The 24,263-nt window shown below is 35.9% G+C and carries 25 protein-coding genes and 1 pseudogene; all 26 read right to left on the reverse strand.

Features of this window, described 5'->3' with window-relative positions:
- Positions 1-44: 44 nt before the first annotated feature.
- Positions 45-446: a F0F1 ATP synthase subunit epsilon gene (locus tag BN349_RS15250; RefSeq protein ID WP_019243196.1), complete on the reverse strand. Its 402-nt coding sequence runs from the start codon at positions 444-446 to the stop codon at positions 45-47.
- A gap of 24 nt (positions 447-470) precedes the next feature.
- The gene (atpD, locus tag BN349_RS15255; RefSeq protein ID WP_019243197.1) at positions 471-1,868 is read right to left on the reverse strand and encodes a F0F1 ATP synthase subunit beta; all 1,398 of its coding nucleotides are present in this window, start codon (positions 1,866-1,868) and stop codon (positions 471-473) included.
- A gap of 89 nt (positions 1,869-1,957) precedes the next feature.
- Positions 1,958-2,815: a F0F1 ATP synthase subunit gamma gene (locus BN349_RS15260; protein ID WP_019243198.1), complete on the reverse strand. Its 858-nt coding sequence runs from the start codon at positions 2,813-2,815 to the stop codon at positions 1,958-1,960.
- A gap of 33 nt (positions 2,816-2,848) precedes the next feature.
- Positions 2,849-4,357, reverse strand: coding sequence for a F0F1 ATP synthase subunit alpha (gene atpA, locus BN349_RS15265; RefSeq protein ID WP_019243199.1), 1,509 nt, complete (start codon positions 4,355-4,357; stop codon positions 2,849-2,851).
- A 15-nt stretch (positions 4,358-4,372) separates the two neighbouring features.
- The gene (locus BN349_RS15270; RefSeq protein ID WP_019243200.1) at positions 4,373-4,918 is read right to left on the reverse strand and encodes a F0F1 ATP synthase subunit delta; all 546 of its coding nucleotides are present in this window, start codon (positions 4,916-4,918) and stop codon (positions 4,373-4,375) included.
- Complete coding sequence (locus BN349_RS15275) at positions 4,915-5,436, reverse strand: F0F1 ATP synthase subunit B (protein ID WP_019243201.1); 522 nt, start codon at positions 5,434-5,436, stop codon at positions 4,915-4,917. The genes BN349_RS15270 and BN349_RS15275 overlap by 4 nt, the downstream gene beginning before the upstream one ends.
- Before the next feature lie 173 nt (positions 5,437-5,609).
- On the reverse strand, positions 5,610-5,822 hold the full coding sequence (gene atpE, locus BN349_RS15280; protein WP_019243202.1) for a F0F1 ATP synthase subunit C: 213 nt from the start codon (positions 5,820-5,822) through the stop codon (positions 5,610-5,612).
- A gap of 55 nt (positions 5,823-5,877) precedes the next feature.
- Positions 5,878-6,588 carry a F0F1 ATP synthase subunit A gene (gene atpB, locus BN349_RS15285; protein WP_019243203.1) on the reverse strand — a complete coding sequence of 237 codons (711 nt, stop codon included), beginning with the start codon at positions 6,586-6,588 and terminating at the stop codon, positions 5,878-5,880.
- A 19-nt stretch (positions 6,589-6,607) separates the two neighbouring features.
- Positions 6,608-6,982 carry an ATP synthase subunit I gene (locus tag BN349_RS15290; RefSeq protein WP_019243204.1) on the reverse strand — a complete coding sequence of 125 codons (375 nt, stop codon included), beginning with the start codon at positions 6,980-6,982 and terminating at the stop codon, positions 6,608-6,610.
- 7 nt (positions 6,983-6,989) lie between these two features.
- The gene (locus tag BN349_RS15295; protein WP_019243205.1) at positions 6,990-7,202 is read right to left on the reverse strand and encodes an AtpZ/AtpI family protein; all 213 of its coding nucleotides are present in this window, start codon (positions 7,200-7,202) and stop codon (positions 6,990-6,992) included.
- A gap of 225 nt (positions 7,203-7,427) precedes the next feature.
- On the reverse strand, positions 7,428-9,647 hold the full coding sequence (locus BN349_RS15300; RefSeq protein ID WP_034294511.1) for a S8 family serine peptidase: 2,220 nt from the start codon (positions 9,645-9,647) through the stop codon (positions 7,428-7,430).
- A gap of 204 nt (positions 9,648-9,851) precedes the next feature.
- On the reverse strand, positions 9,852-11,009 hold the full coding sequence (gene wecB / locus BN349_RS15305; RefSeq protein WP_019243207.1) for a non-hydrolyzing UDP-N-acetylglucosamine 2-epimerase: 1,158 nt from the start codon (positions 11,007-11,009) through the stop codon (positions 9,852-9,854).
- A 14-nt stretch (positions 11,010-11,023) separates the two neighbouring features.
- Complete coding sequence (gene upp / locus BN349_RS15310) at positions 11,024-11,653, reverse strand: uracil phosphoribosyltransferase (RefSeq protein WP_019243208.1); 630 nt, start codon at positions 11,651-11,653, stop codon at positions 11,024-11,026.
- Between the two features lie 358 nt (positions 11,654-12,011).
- Entirely contained in the window at positions 12,012-13,253 is a 1,242-nt protein-coding gene (gene glyA, locus BN349_RS15315) for a serine hydroxymethyltransferase (RefSeq protein WP_019243209.1), read from the reverse strand.
- Between the two features lie 334 nt (positions 13,254-13,587).
- Complete coding sequence (locus tag BN349_RS15320) at positions 13,588-14,166, reverse strand: TIGR01440 family protein (protein WP_019243210.1); 579 nt, start codon at positions 14,164-14,166, stop codon at positions 13,588-13,590.
- Positions 14,167-14,178: 12 nt separating this feature from the next.
- Positions 14,179-14,631 (reverse strand): ribose 5-phosphate isomerase B, encoded by a 453-nt coding sequence (rpiB, locus tag BN349_RS15325; protein WP_019243211.1) that lies wholly within the window; start codon positions 14,629-14,631, stop codon positions 14,179-14,181.
- Positions 14,632-14,816: 185 nt separating this feature from the next.
- Positions 14,817-15,764: a methyl-accepting chemotaxis protein gene (locus BN349_RS15330; RefSeq protein ID WP_425457692.1), complete on the reverse strand. Its 948-nt coding sequence runs from the start codon at positions 15,762-15,764 to the stop codon at positions 14,817-14,819.
- Positions 15,756-16,133, reverse strand: a pseudogene (locus tag BN349_RS26920) (HAMP domain-containing protein); the annotation flags it as partial. The pseudogene BN349_RS26920 and the gene BN349_RS15330, both read right to left, overlap by 9 nt.
- Before the next feature lie 3 nt (positions 16,134-16,136).
- Complete coding sequence (locus tag BN349_RS15335; protein ID WP_019243213.1) at positions 16,137-16,577, reverse strand: low molecular weight protein arginine phosphatase; 441 nt, start codon at positions 16,575-16,577, stop codon at positions 16,137-16,139.
- A gap of 473 nt (positions 16,578-17,050) precedes the next feature.
- Entirely contained in the window at positions 17,051-17,605 is a 555-nt protein-coding gene (locus BN349_RS15340; protein WP_019243214.1) for a manganese efflux pump MntP, read from the reverse strand.
- A gap of 91 nt (positions 17,606-17,696) precedes the next feature.
- Positions 17,697-18,737, reverse strand: a complete 1,041-nt coding sequence (locus BN349_RS15345) for an L-threonylcarbamoyladenylate synthase (RefSeq protein WP_019243215.1) — start codon at positions 18,735-18,737, stop codon at positions 17,697-17,699.
- Positions 18,738-19,020: 283 nt separating this feature from the next.
- Positions 19,021-19,449 (reverse strand): GNAT family N-acetyltransferase, encoded by a 429-nt coding sequence (locus BN349_RS15350; protein WP_019243216.1) that lies wholly within the window; start codon positions 19,447-19,449, stop codon positions 19,021-19,023.
- Positions 19,450-19,608: 159 nt separating this feature from the next.
- Entirely contained in the window at positions 19,609-20,388 is a 780-nt protein-coding gene (spoIIR, locus tag BN349_RS15355; protein ID WP_019243217.1) for a stage II sporulation protein R, read from the reverse strand.
- A gap of 264 nt (positions 20,389-20,652) precedes the next feature.
- A complete protein-coding gene (locus tag BN349_RS15360) occupies positions 20,653-21,759 on the reverse strand; it encodes an ABC transporter permease (protein ID WP_019243218.1) in 1,107 nt (368 codons plus the stop codon).
- 2 nt (positions 21,760-21,761) lie between these two features.
- The gene (locus tag BN349_RS15365; protein ID WP_019243219.1) at positions 21,762-23,027 is read right to left on the reverse strand and encodes an ABC transporter permease; all 1,266 of its coding nucleotides are present in this window, start codon (positions 23,025-23,027) and stop codon (positions 21,762-21,764) included.
- A 10-nt stretch (positions 23,028-23,037) separates the two neighbouring features.
- Positions 23,038-23,970, reverse strand: a complete 933-nt coding sequence (locus BN349_RS15370; RefSeq protein WP_019243220.1) for an ABC transporter ATP-binding protein — start codon at positions 23,968-23,970, stop codon at positions 23,038-23,040.
- Positions 23,971-24,263: the final 293 nt, after the last annotated feature.

Here is a 24,263-nt window from a genome sequence, read left to right on the forward strand (position 1 = left end):
GGACAGCTTTTTTGCCACTATACCATAGGTATATTTAGGCTTTATTATAGGCTTTCATATATTGAAATGCGATTGATGGCACGTTTTAATGCTAGCTCAGCTCTTTGATAATCTACATTCTCTTTTTTATCTTGTAAGCGTGCTTCAGCACGTTGCTTAGCAGCTTTTGCACGAGCAATATCGATTGTCTTTGCTATTTCAGCAGTTTGAGCTAAAATCGTTACCTTATCAGGACGTACTTCTAAGAATCCACCGCTAATCGCAACATATTCTTTTTTCGATCCTTCATTCAGTCGAACAGCACCGATTTCCAAAGGAGCTACCATTGGAATATGACCAGGTAAAATACCAAGTTCTCCACTCTGAGCTTTTGTACTTACCATAACAACTTCATTATTATATACTGGGCCATCGGGAGTAACAATATTGACTTCTACCGTCTTCATTTCATACCCTCCTTGGTCCCTTTATTAAGCCATTGCTTTTGCTTTTTCAACAACTTCTTCAATTCTACCTACTAGACGGAATGCATCTTCTGGAAGTTCATCATATTTACCTTCTAGAATTTCTTTAAATCCTTTTACTGTTTCTTTAACAGGTACATAAGAACCTGGTTGACCAGTAAATTGTTCCGCTACGTGGAAGTTTTGAGATAAGAAGAATTGAATACGACGAGCACGAGCAACAATTAGCTTATCTTCTTCTGATAACTCATCCATACCTAACATCGCAATGATATCTTGAAGTTCTCTGTATCGTTGTAATGTTTGTTGTACGTTACGAGCTACTTCATAGTGTTCTTCTCCTACAACTTCTGGTGTTAATGCACGAGATGTCGATGCAAGAGGATCCACCGCTGGGTAAATACCCATTTCTGAAAGTTTACGCTCTAAGTTAGTAGTTGCATCTAAGTGAGCGAAAGTAGTTGCTGGAGCCGGATCCGTATAGTCATCGGCTGGAACGTAAATCGCTTGGATAGATGTAACTGATCCAACACTTGTTGAAGTAATACGCTCTTGAAGTTGACCCATTTCAGTTGCTAGAGTTGGTTGGTAACCAACGGCTGATGGCATACGTCCAAGTAACGCAGATACCTCAGAACCCGCTTGAGTAAAGCGGAAGATGTTATCAATGAAGAATAACACGTCTTGCCCTTGCTCATCACGGAAATATTCTGCCATTGTAAGACCACTTAATGCAACACGCATACGTGCTCCAGGTGGCTCATTCATTTGACCGAAAACCATGGCAGTTTTCTTAATTACGCCAGAATCACTCATTTCATGGAATAAGTCATTTCCTTCACGAGTACGTTCTCCAACACCCGCGAATACCGAAATACCACCATGTTCTTGTGCGATATTGTTAATTAATTCTTGAATAAGAACGGTTTTACCAACACCCGCACCACCGAATAGACCGATTTTTCCACCTTTAATATATGGAGCTAATAAGTCTACTACTTTAATACCTGTTTCTAAAATTTCAACTTGTGTAGAAAGTTGCTCAAATGTTGGAGCTTGTCTATGAATTGGATCTCTTCTTACATCTGCAGGAAGTGGATCGAACAAATCAATATTGTCACCTAATACGTTAAACACGCGTCCTAGTGTTACATCTCCTACTGGTACTGAAATAGGAGCACCAGTATCTACAACCTCAGCTCCACGAGTGATACCGTCAGTAGAAGCCATCGCAACAGTACGAACTGTATCATCACCTAAATGAAGGGCAACTTCTAGTGTTAAAGTATCGCCAGTAGCTGCATTTGTTACTACTAATGCGTTGTAAAGTTGAGGAAGTTTTCCACTTTCAAACTTTACATCAATAACCGGACCCGTTACTTGAGAAATGTGTCCTTTATTCATCGTTTTCCCTCCTATCATTACTTTTAAAACACGATCTATATTTTGAAATAAGTCGAAGGCCGAAGTCTCTTCTCTCATTCAATCATTATCTATTCTAATGCTGCTGCGCCACCAACAATTTCAGTAATTTCTTGTGTAATCGCAGCTTGTCTAGCACGGTTGTATACCAATGAAAGGCTTCCGATAATGTCATGTGCATTATCTGTCGCACTTCTCATCGCTGTCATACGTGCTGCATGCTCACTCGCTTTTCCATCTAAAATTGCACCATAGATTAAGCTTTCCGCATATTGAGGAAGTAACACTTCCAAAATCTCTTCAGCTGAAGGTTCGAATTCATAAGATACCAGTTTTGAAGAAGTAGCTATATCCGATAAAGGAAGTAGTTTCTTCTCTGTAACTTCTTGAGTAATCTTATTCACGAAGTGATTATAAGTCATATACAATTCATCGAATGTTCCATCAGCAAACATATTAACTGTTTGCTTCGTAATATTACTTAAATCATCAAAAGTAGGTTGATCAGAAACGCCTGTAATATCAAGAACTACATTCATATTACGAGCTTTAAAGAAATCTCTACCCATACGACCTATTGCAATAATTGCATATTCATCTTCAGATTTGTGGCGTTGCTTAATTGTTTGAAAGACTTGACGGATCACGCTACTGTTGTATGATCCAGCTAATCCACGGTCAGATGTAATAACAATATAACCTGTTTTTTTAACTGGACGTGAAACTAACATAGGGTGTTTTACCCCCGAAGCTCCTACAGCGATATTAGCGACTACCTCTTGAATCTTTTCCATATAAGGTACAAATGCTTTTGCATTTAACTCGGCGCGATTCAATTTAGAGACAGACACCATTTCCATAGCTTTAGTGATTTGACTCATCTTTTTGGTAGATGTAATACGAGACTGAATATCACGTAAAGATGCCATTCTTTCTCACCACCCTTTTCAAATTGTTAGATATTATGCAGAAACAACGAATGTTTTCTTGAATTCAGTAATGGCTGCTACCATTGCATCGTCTTTTGGCAAGTTACCAGTCGTACGAATTTCATCTAACAATTCAGTGTGGTTTGTATCTAACCAGCTTAAGAATTCTGCTTCGAAGCGACGAACGTCTGTTACTGGAATATCATCTAAATGACCTTTTGTTAAAGCATAAAGAATCATAACTTGCTTCTCAACTTTAAGCGGTTTATTTAAATCTTGTTTTAGTACTTCTACTGTACGAGCACCACGGTCAAGCTTAGCTTTAGTTGCTTTATCAAGATCTGAACCGAACTGAGCAAATGCTTCTAATTCACGGAAAGAAGCTAGATCAAGACGTAATGTACCTGCAACTTTTTTCATTGCTTTAATTTGTGCTGATCCACCTACACGTGATACAGAAAGACCTGCGTTAATCGCTGGACGTACACCTGAGAAGAACAAATCAGATTGTAAGAAAATTTGTCCGTCCGTAATTGAGATTACGTTTGTTGGAATGTAAGCTGAGATATCCCCTGCTTGCGTTTCAACGAATGGAAGTGCTGTAATAGAACCTCCACCTAGAGAATCATTCAATTTAGCTGCACGCTCTAAAAGACGTGAGTGCAAGTAGAATACATCCCCTGGGAATGCTTCACGGCCTGGAGGACGACGTAATAATAATGAAAGTTCACGATAAGCTGCTGCTTGTTTTGATAAATCATCGTATACGATTAACACGTGCTTACCATTAAACATAAATTCTTCACCCATAGCCACCCCAGCATATGGAGCTAAGAATAATAATGGAGCTGGTTGAGATGCAGAAGCTGTTACAACGATTGTGTAATCTAATGCACCATTTTTACGAAGTGTTTCAACAGTTGAACGAACTGTAGATTCTTTTTGACCGATTGCTACATAAATACAAATCATATCTTGGTCAGCTTGGTTCAAAATTGTATCGATTGCTACAGATGTTTTACCTGTTTGACGGTCACCGATGATTAACTCACGTTGACCACGTCCAATAGGTACTAGGGCATCAATCGCTTTAATACCTGTTTGTAACGGTTGATCAACTGATTTACGATCCATTACTCCTGTTGCTGGACTTTCAATAGGACGAGTTTTAGTAGTGTTAATAGGACCTAATCCATCAACTGGTTGACCTAATGGATTTACTACACGTCCGATTAATTCTTCACCTACAGGAACTTCCATGATGCGACCTGTACGTTTAACGTCACTACCTTCACGAATTTCTTTGAAAGGTCCAAGAATAACGATACCAACGTTATTTGACTCTAGGTTTTGTGCCATACCCATGACACCGTTAGAGAACTCAACAAGTTCTCCAGCCATTACATTATCAAGACCATGAACACGTGCGATACCGTCACCGACTGAGATAACTGTACCTACATCGCTTACTTCGATCTCTGACTGATAGTTTTCAATTTGCTTTTTTATCAGCGCACTGATTTCTTCAGCTTTAATGCCCATGAAATTCACCCCTATCTACGAATGTTGAGTTAATAGTTGTCGTTCTAGACGATTAAGCTTACCGCTAATACTACCATCAAAAATACGGTTTCCGATGCGTAGCTTCATTCCGCCAATTAAATCACGATCAACGATATTTTCTATTTTTAACGACTTTTTACCTACTTTTGCAGCAAAAACGGAGGATACTCCTGCACGTTCTTCCTCTGTAAGTGGTCTAATTGTATATACTTTTGCTTCAGCAACTGATTGCTCATCATTTACTAATTCAACAAAATCTGCAGCCATTTGAGTAATTTCATCGATTCGATGACGTTCTACCATAATCAACAAAGTGTTTTTCACATCTTGTGAAACTGTAGAAAAAGCCTCAAGTAAAAGCTGTTTCTTTTGTTCAGATGATACTTTCGGATGCTTCAAGAATGTAATAATGTCCGTATTTGATGTGAAAACATCATGGACTGTACGTACTTCTTCTGCCATTTGATCAAGAGTATTTTTTTCTTTAGCAATTTCTAAAAGAGCAATCGCATAACGCTTCGCTACAATTGTATTACTCATAGCTGATCTCCTGCCTCTTTAATATACTCATTGATTAATTTTTCTTGATCGGCTTCTGATAACTCTTTTTCAATAACTTTAGAAGCAATTAAAACAGATAGAGAAGCGACCTGCTCACGAAGAGCCGCAACAGCTTTTTCTTTTTCTGTTTCAATTTCACGTTTAGCACTTTCTTTCACACGCTCAGCTTCAGTACGAGCCGCAACAACGATTTCTTCGCGTTGTGCTTCGCCTTGTTTCTTAGCGTTTTCAATTAAAGCTTTTGCTTCTTCACGTGATTGTTTTAAAAGCTCACGTTGTTCTTCTACATATCTTTTTGCTTCAGCACGAGTTTTTTCAGCTTCTTCAATTTCATTTGCAACGTGTTCTTCACGTTGTTTCATGATATTGACAAGCGGACCCCATGCGAACTTTTTAAGCAATGCAAGCAACACAAGGAAACAAAGCATCTGGAATATAATATCACCAGCATTAAAATGAAGAGCACTTGCTCCAAGAACAAAACTATTTGTTAACACGTTTGGTTCACTCCTTTCAAAGAGTTATTCGAGTATGATATCGTCACATTCATTATTTTAAAATCATATTTCCTTACTTCATAACTTTATCTAAATACTAGTATGAACTGACACAATAAAGGAAAGGCGAAGGTCAATGGTAATGATCTTCGCCATTTATACCTTTAAAACAATTATCTACCGATAACCATGAACGCGATAACTGTTGCGATGATTGGAAGTACCTCAACCAAACCAACACCGATGAACATTACAGTTTGTAATGTACCACGTAGTTCAGGTTGACGAGCGATCCCTTCGATTGTACGTGAGATAAGTAAACCATTACCAATACCTGCACCTACTGCTCCTAATCCGATTGCGATTGCAGCTGCTATAAGACCCATGTTAAATATCCTCCTAAAAATTATTTATTGTTTTAATTTTTTCATAAATTTTATATTAATGGTCATCGCTCACTTTATGAGACAAGTAAACCATTGTTAACATTGTAAAGATAAACGCTTGGACTCCACCAACGAAAATGGAGAAACCTTGCCATGCAATCATTGGTATAACTGCAGCTACAGTACCAACACCTACCGGCACTGCTAAACCAACTAGTAAACCAAGTAAAACTTCACCAGCGTAAATGTTACCGTAAAGTCGTAGACCTAACGTTAACGTATTGGCAAATTCCTCAATAAGTTTGAGCGGTAGAAATAAACTAAAAGGTTGTAAATAACTTTTAGAATAGTTACCCATCCCTCTCATCTTAATTCCGTAGTAATGCGTTAAAGCTAATATCATTAATGATAGTGATAATGTAACAGCTGGATCTGCAGTTGGTGATTTCCACCAAAGTTCATGACCGACAACAACACTAAATGGAAGACCTAACATATTCGAAATAAATATGTACATAATTAAAGTCATACCAAGCATTAAGAAGCGACCGCCTGTTTTCCAATCCATTGCGCTATTAATAATTCCTTTAACAAAATCCAAGACCCATTCGATAAAATTTTGTTTACCTGTTGGTTTAATGGATAAATTTCTTGTTGCAATGAATGCAATTAAGAACGTAATAGCTGATGCAATTAGTATCATTAAACAATTGGCTAGATTAAAATATAAACCAGCAAATTCCATCATAGGAGCTTCGTGATTCAAGAGTATTCACCTCTCTTCCTCAAATAGTAGAGTTAGATTTATGGATAAAAAAAACTATAATCATGACAACATAAGCTGTCACTAATCCCAAAATGGTTCCGACTATACTGAAATACTCTGGGTATTCCACAGAAATAAGTGTAGCTAAGATTGCTGTAGCAAACCTAAACGCACTTCCCATAGTCCTTACTTTTTTCCCTTTGATCGCAGCTTTGCCTACAAGAACTGTTCTTCTTACTAATAACCATTGATTAAAGGTACTTAGACTTGTTCCTAATATAAGACCAGCAAAAATGGCTTGATAATCTGTAAAACCCCATCCTAATACATACAGTGCTATTAGATAAAGTGTGTATTTAAGCTGTCTTTTAAACAAGAACTGCAAATCTGGCATAAATTTTTTAATCTCCTTGAATTTTATCTTTCAGTACACGAATTATTCCGAAAAATCCAAGAACAACCCCTAAAAGAAGTCCTATAATTAAAAAGAGCGGCTCGGTTGATAGCTTGGAATCAATCCATTTACCTCCGAAAACGCCTATTAATAGAGAACCAACTAAATGAGAAACAACGACAGACGTTAGTGCCATTGCTTGGTATGGGATTTTTTTCACAAAATGCACCATCACAATATGGATATTTTTTGAAGAATTATGAAAGTTTTCTAACAAAAAACTAATTGGACGAAATTTTTTGAAAAAGCTTTCAATTTAAACCCTTAGTAATAATACAATAGGCTGTTTAGGTTGTCAATGAGAGTATAGTGGAAAATAACATAGGCTCATACATTTTACCCAGATGTTCACACTTTTATCAAAATTACCAAATTCTATTAATATTTATTCTAATTGGATTATTTTGCGAAACACTTCACTAACTTCTCCTTTCTTTAAATAGAGAACCATATGATATAAACCATTATTTGGAACACCCTTCTTCCTAATCTCTCTTTGAATATATCCACTTGGTGCTGGTTTTAAACGATCTAAACAGTCGATAAAACGAAAAGTTTCTAACTCATACAAAATGATCGATAATTCATCACCACCACCTGGTATGTACATCTCATACTGAAATGTCTCTTTTGTTCTCCCTTTGCTGAAATGAAAGCCCATAATTTTGGGATAGTCCGGTAAACCCTTTATAAATATATACGGAATATGGATTCCTTTGGTTCCTTCCTTTATATGGATAAAACCGTCATAAATTCCCTTTTTTATTTGGTGTGAACGAATAGATAGGTCTAAAGTCACATTTTTCTTTTCTCTAGGTTTTAATAAGAATGATGACGGCATCTTCCACAATAGACCCTTTTGATCTTTCGGAATAGCAAATGAATAATAACGTGTCTTACTACTTTTATTCTCTATTGTTAGTTGTTTGACACGCTTCTCTTCGCCAGCCTTATCTTCAAATACTCCAAAGGTAAGAGAACTTGGATATATAAACGTATCCGCTTTGATCGCTTCATTTATTTGTATTCTGCCTGCTCCTTGCTCAAACGTTTTATAGAAATCTCCTTTTTCATCCATTAATAGTTTGGCTGTCGACATCATCGCAGATTTTATTTCCATTGGTCCCCATTCTGGGTGAGCTTGCTTTATTAAAGCTGCTGAACCAGCCACATGGGGTGCTGCCATACTTGTACCTTGTAATGATAAATAACCTCCTGGTACTGTACTATCAATAAACATGCCAGGCGCAACAATATCTGGTTTTATTTCCCAGCTAACGGTCACTGGCCCCCTCGAGCTAAAGCTAGCTAATAGATCTTTCTTTTCCATATAAACTGTCTTAACAGAGACGTTCGACTTCTGTAAAGACAGTTCCCTTAAATATCGACCAGCTTTACCTGAAATCGTTACTGCTGGTATATCCACTTGTTCCATTAATCCTGTTATAAAATGGCCTTCCTTATTATTAAAAACAATTATCGCCTTCGCTCTCTCTTTCTTAGCTAATTTAATCATTTTTTCTATTGGAATCTTTCCTTTTTCAATTAAAACAACCTTGCCTTGTACATCCATTTTTTTATATTCAGATAGTGTCCTTACATATATTATTGTTTCAAAAGAACGGGATGACCATTTTTCTGCTCCAAAAACTTGTTTCAGCTCTATACTCTTTACTTGCTGTCCATAACCAACTTGAAGATATGGAATTTTAATAGGGGGAGATGATGCACCAACTGATATCGCTTTCGAAGATGTACCGGGTGATCCAACAGTCCATTCCTTTGGCCCTGAATTCCCCGTTGAAACCACCGCAACAACACCATGCTCTACAGCTTTATTTAGCGCAAGAGTAAGTGGCAAATCAGGACCGTTTATACTATTACCTAGCGATAAGTTAATAACATCCATTTGATCTTGAATCGCTTCTTCAATCGCTAACAAAACACTTTCACTATCCCCTCTTCCTCCTGCACCAAGAGCTCGATAGGCGTATATTTCCGCTTCAGGTGCAATACCTTGAATTCTACCATTTGCTGCAATTATCCCAGCGACATGTGTGCCGTGGTACGTGGCTAAATGTTTGTTTCCTCTTGTCTCCATTGGATCATTGTCATTGTCTATTAAATCCTTTCCTCCCCGATAAGATGCCTTTAAATCTGGATGATTATAATCAATCCCTGTATCGATAATCCCAATTTTCACTCCTTTTCCGGTTAATCTTTTATTATTCTTATCAAATAAACCTCTGATTTCTTTTCCACCGATAAAAGGAACACTTTCATCTAGTGTGTTTCTATAATTCGCCACTTCATGTATGTATGTATTACCTATTGCCGCTTGTAAAGCTTGAATATCTTTTCGAGTTCCTTCTATAGAAAAGCCATCTAACACATATTGAAATTTCTTTCTTATTTTTATTTCGGGATATCTTTTCAAATAGATATAAATGTTCCTTTGAGCAGAGTTAAATAATACAATTGCTTTTATTTGCTCTAAATCTTTCTGTTGGCTATCCAATGAAAGATATGATTTCTCTGCTGATACATCTAAGGAATAGCTCCAAACTAGAAGCATGGATAATAGTATGAATCTTTTCGTGCTCATCACCTCCTTTTAAACATATCTTTACTCTTAAAAAGGGATATATGCATTTAATACACAAAAAAGGCAGCGAAAATTGTAATGGATAATTACATTTTCGCTGCCTTGGATATACAATAGATTAGTAAATCTTATTTAGATAGATACCTCACAAGGTTTAAAGTAAACCTTGTTACATCATCTTCCTATCTAGAATAAGTAAAACTATCATTTTTTAATCAATGGATTATATGGTTCTGGTGCATGCTCTATTTCTTTAAAATAGAAACGAATTGCTTCAGCGATTCGTTTAGAAGCATTTCCATCACCGTACGGATTTGCCGCTTTAGCCATCGCTTCATATGCTTGTTCATTTGTTAATAATTCTTTTGCCAAACTATAGATTGTTTCTTCTTCTGTACCAGCCAATTTCAATGTACCAGCTTCGATACCTTCTGGACGTTCAGTTGTATCTCTCAATACTAGTACTGGTACTCCAAGAGAAGGAGCTTCTTCTTGTACGCCGCCTGAATCCGTTAGAATTAAATGAGCTCTTGCTGCAAAATTGTGGAAGTCATGAACATCTAAAGGCTCAATTAATTGGATTCGAGGATCATTACCTAGTACCTCGTCTGCAATTTCACGAACGACAGGATTTAAATGAACAGGATAAATCACTTGTACATCATCGTGCTCTTCCACAATACGTTTAACTGCCTTAAACATATTTCTCATCGGTTGACCTAGGTTTTCACGACGATGTGCTGTTAAAAGAATTAAGCGATCATTGCCTAACTTTTCTAAAACAGGATGCGTATACTCTTTTGAAACAGTCGTTGATAAAGCATCAATGGCTGTATTCCCAGTAATGAAAATCGTTTCTTTATCTTTGTTTTCATTTAAAAGATTTTCAGCTGACTTAGGAGTAGGAGAGAAATGGATATCTGCCATTACCCCTGTTAACTGACGATTCATTTCTTCTGGATATGGTGAGTATTTATTCCATGTTCTTAAACCAGCTTCTACATGTCCTACAACGATTTTGTTATAAAATGCCGCAAGTGCCGCAATAAATGTAGTCGTCGTATCTCCATGTACAAGAACGATATCTGGCTTCACTTCTTTCATTACTTTGTCCAATCCTTCAAGACCACGTGTGGTTACATCAATCAAGGTTTGTCTGTCTTTCATGATATTCAAGTCATGGTCAGGTTGGATTGAAAATATCTCTAGTACTTGATCCAGCATTTGTCGGTGCTGCGCAGTTACGGTTACAATCGACTCAAAATGCTGAGATTGATTTTGAAGCTCTAACACTAACGGAGCCATCTTGATAGCTTCGGGTCTTGTCCCAAAAATTGTCATTACCTTAATACGCTGGGTCATGCTATTCACCTATTCTATTTTGTTCCGAATAAACGGTCTCCTGCATCGCCTAATCCAGGAACAATATAGCCTTTTTCATTTAATTTTTCATCTAGAGCTGCAATATAAATATCTACATCTGGATGTGCTTCTTTAAGAGCTTCTACTCCTTCAGGAGCCGCAATTAAACACATAAATTTAATATTTTTTCCGCCACGCTTCTTCAAAGAGTGGATTGCTTCGATTGCAGAACCACCAGTTGCTAGCATTGGATCTACTACAATGAAATCTCTTTCTTCTACATCACTTGGCAATTTTACATAATATTCAACTGGTAGTAACGTTTTTGGATCTCTGTATAAACCGATATGCCCAACTTTAGCAGCTGGAATAAGCTTAAGAATACCATCTACCATACCGATACCCGCACGTAGAATAGGAACAATACCGATTTTTTTACCAGATAACACTTTAGATTTAGTCGTACATACAGGTGTATTAATTTCAGCTTCTTCTAAAGGCATATCACGTGTAATTTCAAATGCCATAAGAGTTGCAACCTCGTCTACAAGCTCACGAAAATCTTTCGTACCTGTTTTCTCATCACGAATATATGTTAGCTTGTGTTGAATTAATGGGTGATCGAATACATAAACTTTCGCCATGAAGGATCGCTCCTTTTCTATTTTAAAATATTTTTCCTTAAAAAACACACTTCTGTTCATTCTACATAAAAAAGAGACAATGAGCAATAAACTTCACCATACTGTTAGAAAAACTTTAAAATATCGAATTAAACAATCATGAATTTGCAATTAATGCTCATAACTATTATTTACAATTTACTATTCAAATCAAACCATTAGAATCAGAAAAGCTAAAATGCATAAAGAAAGAACAATAGCGGAGAATACCATGTTTTATCATGAAAAGATGCCAATATGGAATAGTCGTATTCAATAAAAAACTACTAAGTAGACCTCCTTTTTTTATAGGGTGTCGTACTTAGTAGTTAAACTTATATTAAAAAGTTGGATAAAGCTCGTACTTACTTGAAAGTGCTTCTACTCGTTTTGAAGCTTCTGTTAAAGAAGTTTGATCTTCTGGATTTTTCAAAGCTAAGCCGATAATACTAGCGATTTCATCCATATCTTCTTCTGTAAACCCTCTAGAAGTTACAGCGGCTGTACCGATACGGATTCCGCTAGTCACAAATGGGCTTTCTGGATCGAATGGAATTGTGTTTTTGTTAACTGTAATACCAACCTCATCAAGAACGTGCTCCGCTACTTTACCTGTAAGATTTACCGTACGAACATCTACTAATAATAAATGATTATCTGTTCCGTCAGATACAAGTTGGAAACCTTCTCTTTTTAGAGCCTCGGCAAGACGACTAGCGTTTTTAATGATGTTTTCAGCATATTGTTTAAATGAATCTTGTAAGACTTCTCCAAAAGCAACAGCCTTAGCAGCAATAACATGCATTAATGGGCCGCCTTGAATTCCAGGAAAAATCGATTTATCAATTTTTTTACCTAGTTCTTCTTTACATAGAATCATTCCACCACGTGGACCACGTAGTGTTTTGTGAGTGGTTGTTGTAACAACATCCGCGTATTCAACAGGATTTTGATGTAATCCAGCAGCCACTAACCCAGCTATATGTGCCATATCAACCATTAAGTATGCTCCAACTTCATCTGCAATTTCTCTAAATTTCTTGAAGTCGATCGCACGAGGATAGGCACTGGCACCTGCCACGATTAACTTTGGTTTATGTTGTTTAGCTTTCTCTAGCACATCTGCATAATCAATTCGATGTGTTACTTTATCTACACCATACTCAACAAAGTTATACAATACTCCACTAAAATTAACTGGACTTCCATGAGTTAGATGTCCACCGTGTGAAAGATTCATACCAAGAACTGTATCGCCAGGCTCTAGTAATGTAAAATATACCGCCATATTAGCTTGAGCACCTGAGTGAGGTTGAACGTTAACATACTCAGCACCAAAAATCTCTTTCGCGCGATCTCTTGCAAAATCCTCTACAACGTCAACATGTTCACAACCACCATAATAGCGACGACCTGGATAGCCTTCAGCGTATTTATTAGTTAATACAGAACCCTGTGCTTCCATTACTGCTTCACTCACAAAGTTTTCTGACGCGATAAGCTCAATTTTAGTTCTTTGACGCTTTAATTCTTTTTGAATTACTTCATACACTTGTGGATCTTGTTTGATTAGATTTTCCATTGCCATCCTCCTATTACTTTGACCATCCATCTAGCATTTTACTTTTACAACCCGATTTTTTTGAAAATTCAACTTTATTTTACCATGTTCGGTAAATTGTTGGTAGTATATAGTTTATTTGTTCAAAAATATATACTTTTTATATTAAATGACGAACAATGTATATATTAACTCCAATATCATTCGTTATAAGGTGTTGCTACAAAAGCATAATTACTCAAATAAAAGTAGGATTCCATTAATTTTAAATAAAACAAATATATATCCTGTAAAAAAAGAGTGTCTCAAAAGTTTGGCTTTTGCACGACACCCTTTTCTTACATACATTACTATATCATTTTTCCTTCAATTCATATACAGCTCTCACGCCACCAATTAGCTTAGGTCGTGAGACAGCCATCGTTACATGAGCTTTTCCAACTATATTGCTTTTCGGTCTAACAGGTACAGCAACATGTTTTATGTGCATACCAATAAAAGTATCACCTATATCAACGCCCGCATCTGCAACGATATGTTCAACAACAACTGGATTATTTAAATGTCGGTATGCATATGAAGCCAATGCTCCTCCAGCTGTTCTTACAGGTGTAACAGAAACTTCCTCGTAACGATATTCATTCATAGTAGTTGCTTCCATAACCAAAGCTCGATTTAAATGTTCACAACACTGAAAGGCAACGAATAACTTATGCTCTTGAATGAAATTCATTACGGTTTGATAAATTACTTCTGCCACTTGCATCGTACCAGAAGTTCCAATATGCTTACCTATTACTTCACTTGTGCTGCATCCAATAACTAATAACTTACATCGATGAAATTCCGAATGTGCTTTCAAATCAGTCAATACAGCGTGTAATTGTTGTCTAATTTCTTCTAAATCAATTGAAGACATTTGCTCTTCCGTCATATTTCCAACCTCCTACAAAGAAGGATCTGAATTCTCAATCGCCTTGATTTTATTAACTCGATTCTCGTGACGACCACCTTCAAAATCAGTCGTTAACCAAATTTTCGCAATATCTCTAGCAAGACCAGGACCGATCACACGCTCTCCTAGTGCTAACATATTAGAATCATTATGTTCTCTTGTAGCTCTAGCACTAAATGTGTCATGAACTAAGGCACAACGGATTCCTTTTACTTTGTTTGCTGCGATGCTCATACCTATTCCTGTACCGCATACAAGAATTCCTTTATCAAATTCTCCGTTTGCCACTTTTTGAGCTACTGGTAAAGCATAATCTGGATAGTCAACAGAACAACCATTTTCACAGCCAAAATCTTCATATTGAATACCCATTTCTTCCATTAATGCGATGATTTCTTTTCTAATATTAACTCCACCATGATCTGAAGCTATTGCAACTTTCATTTTGATCTTCTCCTTATTGTGTATTCATTCCTAAAGTACAATCACTTATTTCTTATTCTAATGTAATTATCTCAATAAAAAAAGATTGAATACATCTTCAAATAACTCTATCGTTCTAAAATAGAATTTTTCTAGACTAAAAAGAGAATGTTAGCAATGTTCATCTAACACCCTCTTTTTATCATTTACCAATGAAAACGAGTAATAGTTTGTTTTAGTTTATCTGCTTGACCTTGTAATTCTATCGTTAATTGTTCAACATGCTCAATTACTTTTGCTTGTTCTTGTGTAGCTGATGCAACTTCAGCTGCGCCAGCAGATGTTTCTTCTGCAATGGCAGCTACCTCTTGTGACTGCATAGAAGTATGCTCTATACTTTCCATTTGGCGATCAACTAAATTAGTAATATCTTTAACTTCTTCCGCCACTTTGTGAACTGTTACAGTCATCTCTTCAATAATGGCATTTGTAGCATTCCCTTTATCCGCTTCTTTATTCGCGATTAGAACCTGATCACTAATCTGTTTCACTACACCTTGAACATCCAATTGGATATTCTGAATCAATGTAGAGATACCTTGTACAGCTTTCCCACTTTCATCCGCGAGTAAACGAACTTCTTCCGCAACAACCGCAAAACCTTTTCCATGCTCCCCAGCTCTCGCAGCCTCTATCGAAGCATTCAATGCTAATAAATTCGTTTGAGCTGCGATATCCCCAACAAGTTGAATTATTTGTTCAACCTTCTTCGCATTTTCTTCTAATCGTTTAACAGCAGATAAAGAATCCTGATTCTCTTGAGCTAACCTTTGGATTCCTGATATAAGTGAATGAACAACATCTTTACTTTTTAAAAGATCTGATACCATCTCATCTGACGTTTCTGCAGAAGTACGTGCTTTATCTTGAACAACCTTCGCTATTGAAATGATTTCTTCCACAGATTCAGCTGTATTTTGGATAGATACAGCTGAATTATCTGCACCTAATGAAATCTCTGTTATAGTTCGACTTATGCTCTCAGCCTGCTCAGCTGCCGTCGTAGATGCCTCCGAAATGGTTAATACCTTTTCATTTGTTTGTTTAAAATTATTATCAATACTTTGAACCATATCTCGGAGATTAACTAACATATTGTTAAACGCGATACCTAGCGAACGAATTTCATCATCTGTTTTAGAAATTTCTAAGTCATCCTTTATATCACCTTGGGACGCTTGTATTGCCAACATTTCTAACTTTTGTAAAGGCTTGATAATAAATCCCGCAGCAATATAAGCAATAATCCCTGACCAAATAATCCCTAATGCTAGCGTGCCGATTGTAAATAATACTTCATTCAAGCTTTTAAAAAACATCGGATATAATATATAAATAAAAAAACCACTAGTAGAGTATGTAATAATAGCTACAATTGTTATAAATAAAGCCAATTTCTTCCTTAATCCAAACTTATACTTCTTCCTTTTCTCCGCCACAATTTCTCCTCCTACGTTCCCCATTAACTAACCTTTCATTTTTTTGGATAAAAGCATAACTAGATTAGCTAATTCTGCAAAGGTTTCTTCATAATGTCTTTTAGTACCTCCGAAAGGATCTAACACATCATGTCCTTCATTCCCCTGAACATATTCTTTTAAAGTAAATACTTTTTCTTTGTGTTGTGGATAAAGATCTTCAATAATCGCTTTATGAGAATTTGTCATCGTTAATATATATGTAGCCCATTCAACATCTTGTTCAGTTAATATACTTGATGAATGCTGATGGTAAATATTGTGGTCATTCAGTACTTCTATTGCATATCGGGAAGCAGACTGGCCATTAGTAGCATATATTCCCGCGGATTTCACCGCGACACCTGGAAGCTTTTGTTGATTAAGTAGCGCTTCAGCCATAGGACTTCTACATGTGTTTCCAGTGCAAACAAATAATACTTGAGTCACAGAATTCCCTCCCTTCGACTTTATTATAAAATATTTTGACAATTTTCTACAATGATAATTCTACAAAAATCTTCACTTATGGCATCTTTTTTAAATATAATCTTAAAGTACCATAAATGTAAAAAAATACAAACATAATTTATTTACGATTCTCTTATATAGGTATTTATATCTATACAGATAAAGAGCCAGCAAAATCGTATTATCTAACTAAGGTTTACCAATGTCGTCATATACATTACTTTTGGTGATCTCGTAGCAAAAAATAAAGAGGCTGCCTAAAAAGTGATTGTACATCACCTCCTAAACACCCTTACGCTTTCTCCTACATTTGGGGTTATTCAATTTTATACGATACTATTTTATTTTTTCTTAAACTTACTTTCTCACGTCTTACTCATCTACTTTTACATGTATCAACAGCAAACAAACTACGTGACTAATAAAGCAGTGAAAAACTTTTAATTCATAATCTATAAAGGAAACAATAGCTTTATTCCAAAAGCAAATAATACACTTCCACCAATAACCTGACTATAAATCCCCAATAGTCCCTGAACTTTTCTTCCAATTAATAAACCAAGTAGTGTTAAGATGGTTGCCATTAAGCCAAATAATGTAATCGCCAATATCGTTCGCGCACCATAAATTCCTAGTGTTAAACCAACTGAAAAACTGTCTAAGCTAACACTTGTCGCAAATATGATTAAACCCATTCCAATTGGAGCTATGAACGAATCTTTTTCTCCTTTTAATCCTGATATAAACATACCAATTCCAAGTAGCACTAACAATAGACCACCAGCATATGTTGCGAATACCCCAAATTGATCGGAAAGGAAACGTCCAGTAATCATACCTAATAGTGGCATTAGGATATGGAAGAAGCCAACTGTCAAGGCAATGAGAGCAATCTGTCTTAGCCTTAGTTTAAACATTCCCATACCTAGTCCTACAGAAAATGAGTCCATACCGAGTGCGAACGCCATTAAAAATAGCGTTAAAAATTCACCAGCCCATGTATTCAAAAACTTCTACCTCCTCGGACGTGCTATCTATACATATGCCCGTCCAAGAAAAAATAGAAGTTTCTTTTACACATTCATGAAATTGTCCGACTCAATTCTTTTCTTCCTTAAGAATGGTATGGCCTGCCGCTTTCACCAATCGATTCATGATTGCGTCACCAATTCCTTCTCGACTAAACGTTTCACCGAAAATCACGTCTACCTCACGTTCATTAAATTCACGTAAAGCATCATAAATTCCAGCCGCTACAGTTGAAAGCTGCTGTCTGCTTCCACAAACGATTACTTCATCAGCAGAATAATCATGTTCACGTTCTTTTGTTGTTAATATTCCCACTCTTGCGCCTGTTGCTTTTTTATCATCAATCATTCTTTGAATGAACTCTTTGCTTCCATCTAATAAAATAAACGTAGCCTCTGGTGCATAATGTGTATACTTCATTCCAGGGGATTTTGGCGCCTCCGTAATATTATGTAACGCCTGATCTTCTTTAACTTCACCTATTACATCCTGGATTTGCTCTTTCGTTACTCCACCTGGACGCAAAATAATTGGAATCTCTTCTGTACAGTCTACAACTGTCGACTCAACACCAACACCCGTTTCTCCCCCATCCACTATACCGCTTATTCGAGAAGATAAGTCTTTTTCGACATGTTGTGCTGTCGTTGGACTTGGTTTACCAGATAAATTCGCACTTGGTGCTGCTATCGGTAATCCAGCTGCTTCTATAATAGCATGAGCTACTGGGTGATCTGGCATCCGAATAGCAACCGTATCCAGACCTGCTGTAGCCACCTGTGATAAGCCACCTTTTTTTCGAAAAATAAGCGTTAAAGGACCTGGCCAAAAAGCATCCATTAATTGCTGTGCAACTGGTGGAATTTGCTCAACTAACTCTTCTATTTGCTTTTGGTTTGCAATATGAATAATCAAAGGATTATCACTCGGACGACCTTTGGCTTCAAAAATCTTTCTAACTGCGTCATCACTTTTCGCATTTGCTCCTAAGCCATATACTGTTTCAGTAGGAAATGCGACTACTTCATTCTCTTTTAACAAAGCTGCAGCTGCTTGTATTTGTGAGAAATCATCAATCACATTATCCACTTTCCATAAGATTGTTTTCAATTTGTACACCTTCTATATATAAATCAAGTTACTTATTATACCATCTGCTGAATTGGAATTCTAACTCTATTCCAATCTCTTTATAGTTTAAAGGTTCAAAAATGTAGCTAAATAGTCACTTATTAATAACCCTTCTCTCTATATACATTTTCTATTCTATTACACCTTAATAGTAGAAACAAACATTAACAATGCGGAATTTTGTGTATAAATTAGATTCTTATCCACATTTTGTGGATAATAACTTTAATATTGTGGATAATTATGTGGATATACTTAATAACTATAGAGTTTTCCACATAAAAGTAACCTCTTTTTTTTGAGCAAATTGAACTAGGTCTGTTGATAACTTTAAAGCTTCTGGTAATAGCTCTGTTTCTATTCGCGAAAAACCAAACGCCTGAAACAACGGAATACTTTTTTCTTTATTTGTTGCTAAATATAAAAATTGGCACTGACTTTCTCTAGCCAACAATAACACTTTTTCTATAAGAATTGGTAGTTTTTCAGCGGGAAAATGCCTAGAAAGCACCAGGGAACGTAACAAGCCAATATCCGAAAAAGTTTGTATCCCCACTACTCCTACAAGCTTCTTCTGCATGTTCTCTACCATTACAAATAGAGACTTTTCAATATAACTGGCTTCCGATTTAGAAATAAACTCTTTAATAACTGGATAATCGATCTCTTCTCCTTTTCTTACAATCAACATAAACAGCACTCCTATTATTTTTTCTACTATTTATATGTTGGCTTGTTTATATTTAGTAGAAAAAACAAAAAAGCTGATAGACATTTTTAAATAAAATTATCCACAAGCTTTTCTTACTCTTGTTTACGATTAAATGATTCCATCTAAAAAAATATTTCCTTATTCATTAAATAGTCTTTTTAACACGTCTACAATAAACAATCTCTTCTCTAAGACTTGCGTTTCCTCATCTTGTTCTGTGTACAACGGCTGATCTGCTTCCTTTTTGACAGAATGATTCTTGACCACTTCTACTTCAGGTTCCTCTTTTTTCTTTTCATTTATAGGTTCAGCTTGCTTTTTTTCGACTTCTTCTTGGTCAAGATTAATAGGTTTCTTATCTACTAAATTCTTTTGTTCCTCCGAATCCTCCATCGGGGTGTTTACAACAGCCGTACCATTTGAAAAATCTAAAAAACATAAAGGTGGAAAGAGTACACACCACCAATTAGCTCCTTTTGCTTCACCAATTTTTATAACAATCGCTTCATATTCACCTGCTGGATATAAATACTGTCCATAAAGCTTCGTTGGAAATTTCGCTTGTCCAAATTCAACTGAAACCGCTTGAGACAAACCATGCTCTTTTACATAGCGATCTGCAATATTTTGTATATCAGGTAAATGATTGTTTATCACTCTTCTCGCTTCGTCAAGAGAAGTTAAATCTTTAACCCATTCAGTTATATTCGCATTCACTTCATCACGGATAGCTCTTTTCACAGCTTGATCTTCGTCACTATCACTATTAGCCAAAATACGAAGACGGATTGCTTCATTAGGAATAACCACAGCTTCTTCAGAAGCTAGTACACTTTCAGATTTAGGTATATATAAACTTACAATCGTTGCTAAGCATAATAACACAATATAAAATAGCGAATAATATTTTTTATTCATTTACTCCACTCCCTTTCATACCATCCATTGTGGTCAAAGAGAGTCTATCTTAAACTAGTAAATTTCTATTTTTTTCGTCTCGTTTTTCCAATAGGCTGTTTTCTAAAAGATTATTGTTTTTAAATACGTTCAGTGAATAAAACGAACAAAAAAGGTCGAACGGAGCGCAAGGTTCGATCCTTCTTATGGGAGCAGGCAAGAGCGGATAGATCATCCAAAAACAAATCGGCGGGAATCAAACTCCCACCGATTTAAGCTTTTTCATTATTTACGGTCAATCACTTTAATTCCTAAACCAATCATTACTACTCCCATTAGAAGCATGATACTTGTTGGAAAAATTAGCGCATCCCAACTATGACCATATACTGTAGCTCCTTTTAATGCTTCCATAGCATAAGTAAGTGGCACAATTTTGGATAAAGTGAGAATTGTATCAGACGTGACAATTTCTAGCGGCCAGTAGGCACCACCAATCATAGCCATACTAACGGCCACAAGAGGAATCATGACATTAAATTGCTGCATAGTTTTTACAAGAGCGGCAATTAACAATGTTAAAGCAATGATACAAAACACATATGGTACTAAAATGAATAACGTTTTTCCGAAAGCTCCATAAAAGCTAATCCCTAAGCCAAATCGAAATATAAAAAAGACAATCGCTATTTGTGCATATCCTATTATGAATGCATACAGTAAATTACTCGTATACATCTTCCATTTTTTAAGTGGCGATAATAACATTCGATTCCAGACACCTTCTTGCTTCTCTATTAAAATCGTAACTACATTAAAAGCAATTGTAAAAATAGAAAAGAATAAAGCAAAACCAAAAATAGATTGTAGTCTAGAATCATAAACTAAAGTATCTGAAGCTTTAAATCCCTTTTTCTCAATTTTAAACACATTATAATCTTCGAGATTATCTAGCTTCTTTTCAAGATTTTTTTGATTGATAGTTGGTACAGAGGCAGCATTTTTTAGTACTATTTCTTTTTTCATCAGATTCATATACGCCTTTGATACTTCATACCCTATTAATTGTTCATTCTTCCCTTTAGAGCTTGCTACAATGACGGCCTCACCATCTTTCAATCCAACTGCAAGCTCACTTTTGTTCTCTTCTACTCTTTGAACTGCTTCAGTTTCCTTATATATTTTATATTGAAACGAATTTGATTTATTCAGTATATCTATCATCTCTACCGACTGATTTTTGGGAAGTTCAGAATAAACCGGAACTTCGACTTTATTAGAAATATTCGCCCCTAACAAATAAGCAAAAGCAATAATAGAAACCGTTGATATAATAAAGGACCATGGATTTCGCATTATTAACCGAAATTTAACTAGTAAGATTCCTAACATGACTACGCCTCCCCCCTTCTTGGAAAAATGAGGACGGCGATCATAAATAACAAACAGCCATACAATAACATGGTAATTAGTTGACTGCTAAATCCAGAAACATCGAAGCCTTGCATCATTTTCATATAAGCCTTTAATGCGGCACCATTTATTGTATAACTTCCCATCGTTTGAAACCAATCAGGAAAAGAACTAATGGGTACAAAACTCCCACCTAGAAAAGCGAAAATCGACACAAAAAAGTTCGAGAAAACATTAGCAACAGTCTCTTTATTAGCCCTATAGCTAATAGCGGTCAATAAGACTGTAAATCCGCCAATTCCAACAGAAAGTATAAACGTGATTAATAAAAACGATGGAATATTAGGAATACTCACATCAAATAAGAGGGTAGATACACCATATAGAATGCAAAGTTGAATGCATCCTACAATGATTCCTGATACAAACGTACTTTCTAAATACATCCAAGAAGGAAGGTTACTTAATACAATTCGATTATACAGATGCAGCTGTTTTTCTTGTAAAGCAAACGAAGCCAACAGAGAAGCGACATACATCACAAACATCGTACTCATACCAATTGTGTAATAGGTAGCAGCATTTATAGATGGAACGTTGTTAACAGTCTCTTTAGAAATGTTAATAGGAGTAATATTCGTTAAATCCTTAACCATTATTTTTTCTTTTTCTAGAATACTAGAAAAAGCATATTGCTCTTGAAAGTCTGTCAATATCTCTTCTAATATTGCCGCTGATACTTCTTTCCCTTCATTTCTCAATACCAAAAGTTTCGGCATTTTCTCTTCATTTAATATGATTTTCCTGAGAAAATTCAACGTAAATTGATCTGGAACCTCAATAATTGCTGAAACGCTGTTATTATTTTTGATTTTATTTAACTCACTCGGTTTAGCTACATGAAACTTAATATTTTTCTTCAATCCATCATTATTCAACACTTTTTCTTTCAGCATTTTTATAGGTAAAATTCGCTTGGCTACTTCCGAAATCGACTTTTTAGCTTCTTCAGGTAGATTAGATGATTGCTGTACTTCTGATATAAATTGATTCAAGTCTTTTTCTTCAGAACCATGTTCAATAAGATAAACTTCTGCCTTAATTGCAGATGTTTCATTATCCATTAGTCCCCCTAAGGCAAAACCAAGAATAGAAATCAAAACGATTGGCATGATTAGTAGTGTAATGAGTACATGCTTATTTCGAATCAGTATTAATAAATCTTTTTTTATAAGCTGAAAAAACATATAATCCCTCCTAGTCTCGAAGCACTCGCCCAGTTAAATGTAAAAACACATCTTCAAGAGTTGGATTTTTTACTTCAAAAGAAAGAAAAGATACTCCAAACTCTTCAGATAATGGAATGAGGACAGAAAGGATATTAACATTTTTAGAGGCGATTATTGTCATAACAGTATCTTGCACCGTCACACTTCTTATATCATTAGAAGCAAGAAGAGCTTCTTCAAAAGCCTTCGAAGGCTTTTGAAGCTTAACTTCCACTGTATTCTCTGACGAAAGCACATGTTTAATTTCATCTTTTGTACCTGAAGCAATGATCTCACCATAGTCCATAATATAAATCCGATTACATAAAAACTCCACTTCTTCCATGTAATGGCTCGTATAAAGAACAGTGATATTTCGTTCGCGATTTAACATTTTAACAGTTTCTAATATATAATTTCGAGACTGTGGATCGATCCCTACTGTCGGTTCATCCATAATAATAAATTTTGGATTATGCAATAAAGCAATACCGATATTGAGTCTTCGCTTCATTCCACCCGAAAAAGTTTTCACAATATCTTTTTGTCGATCTGTTAAACCAATGATTTCTAATACTTCCGCTACACGATCATGTAATTCCTTACCAGATAAATTATGGATTCTCCCGAAAAACATTAAATTTTCCTTAGCTGATAACTCGTGATACAGTGCAATTTCTTGTGGAACAACTCCCAAAATATTACGTAATTTTTGTGGCTGCTTAATCGTGCTCTTACCGTCTAGTTGAACATCACCACTTGTAGGCTCTAACAAAGATGAAATCATTGAGATGGTCGTGCTTTTACCTGCACCATTAGGTCCAAGCAGCCCAACAATTTCTCCCTCTTCCAAATACATATTTATCTTATTAACTACTGTTTGTTGTTTGAACTTCTTTGTAAGATCAATAATTTCTAACAACAGGCACTCCTCCTTTTAGAAAAACCTTTACTGGTTTTTGTCTTGCTTTTATATTGAGTCATGGTCTTTCCCACACGGTTCCTCTGAATATAGCAATTGAAAGGTCAGATGATAAACAAGGTACCTAACAAACTAATAATCCCCCCATACCCTTTTTACTGATTTTCCTAACATCATTATAAATTCATTCCAAAATCCTCCATACTATCTATAGTCATTAAAACAAGATAAAGATATGACCTCAGACACATATCTTTACGTAACAAAAGGCTGTCGCCATAAACTTTGTTGCC

It is taken from the genome of Bacillus sp. AP8 (assembly GCF_000321185.1).
Taxonomy (GTDB): domain Bacteria; phylum Bacillota; class Bacilli; order Bacillales; family DSM-1321; genus Bacillus_AD; species Bacillus_AD massilioanorexius.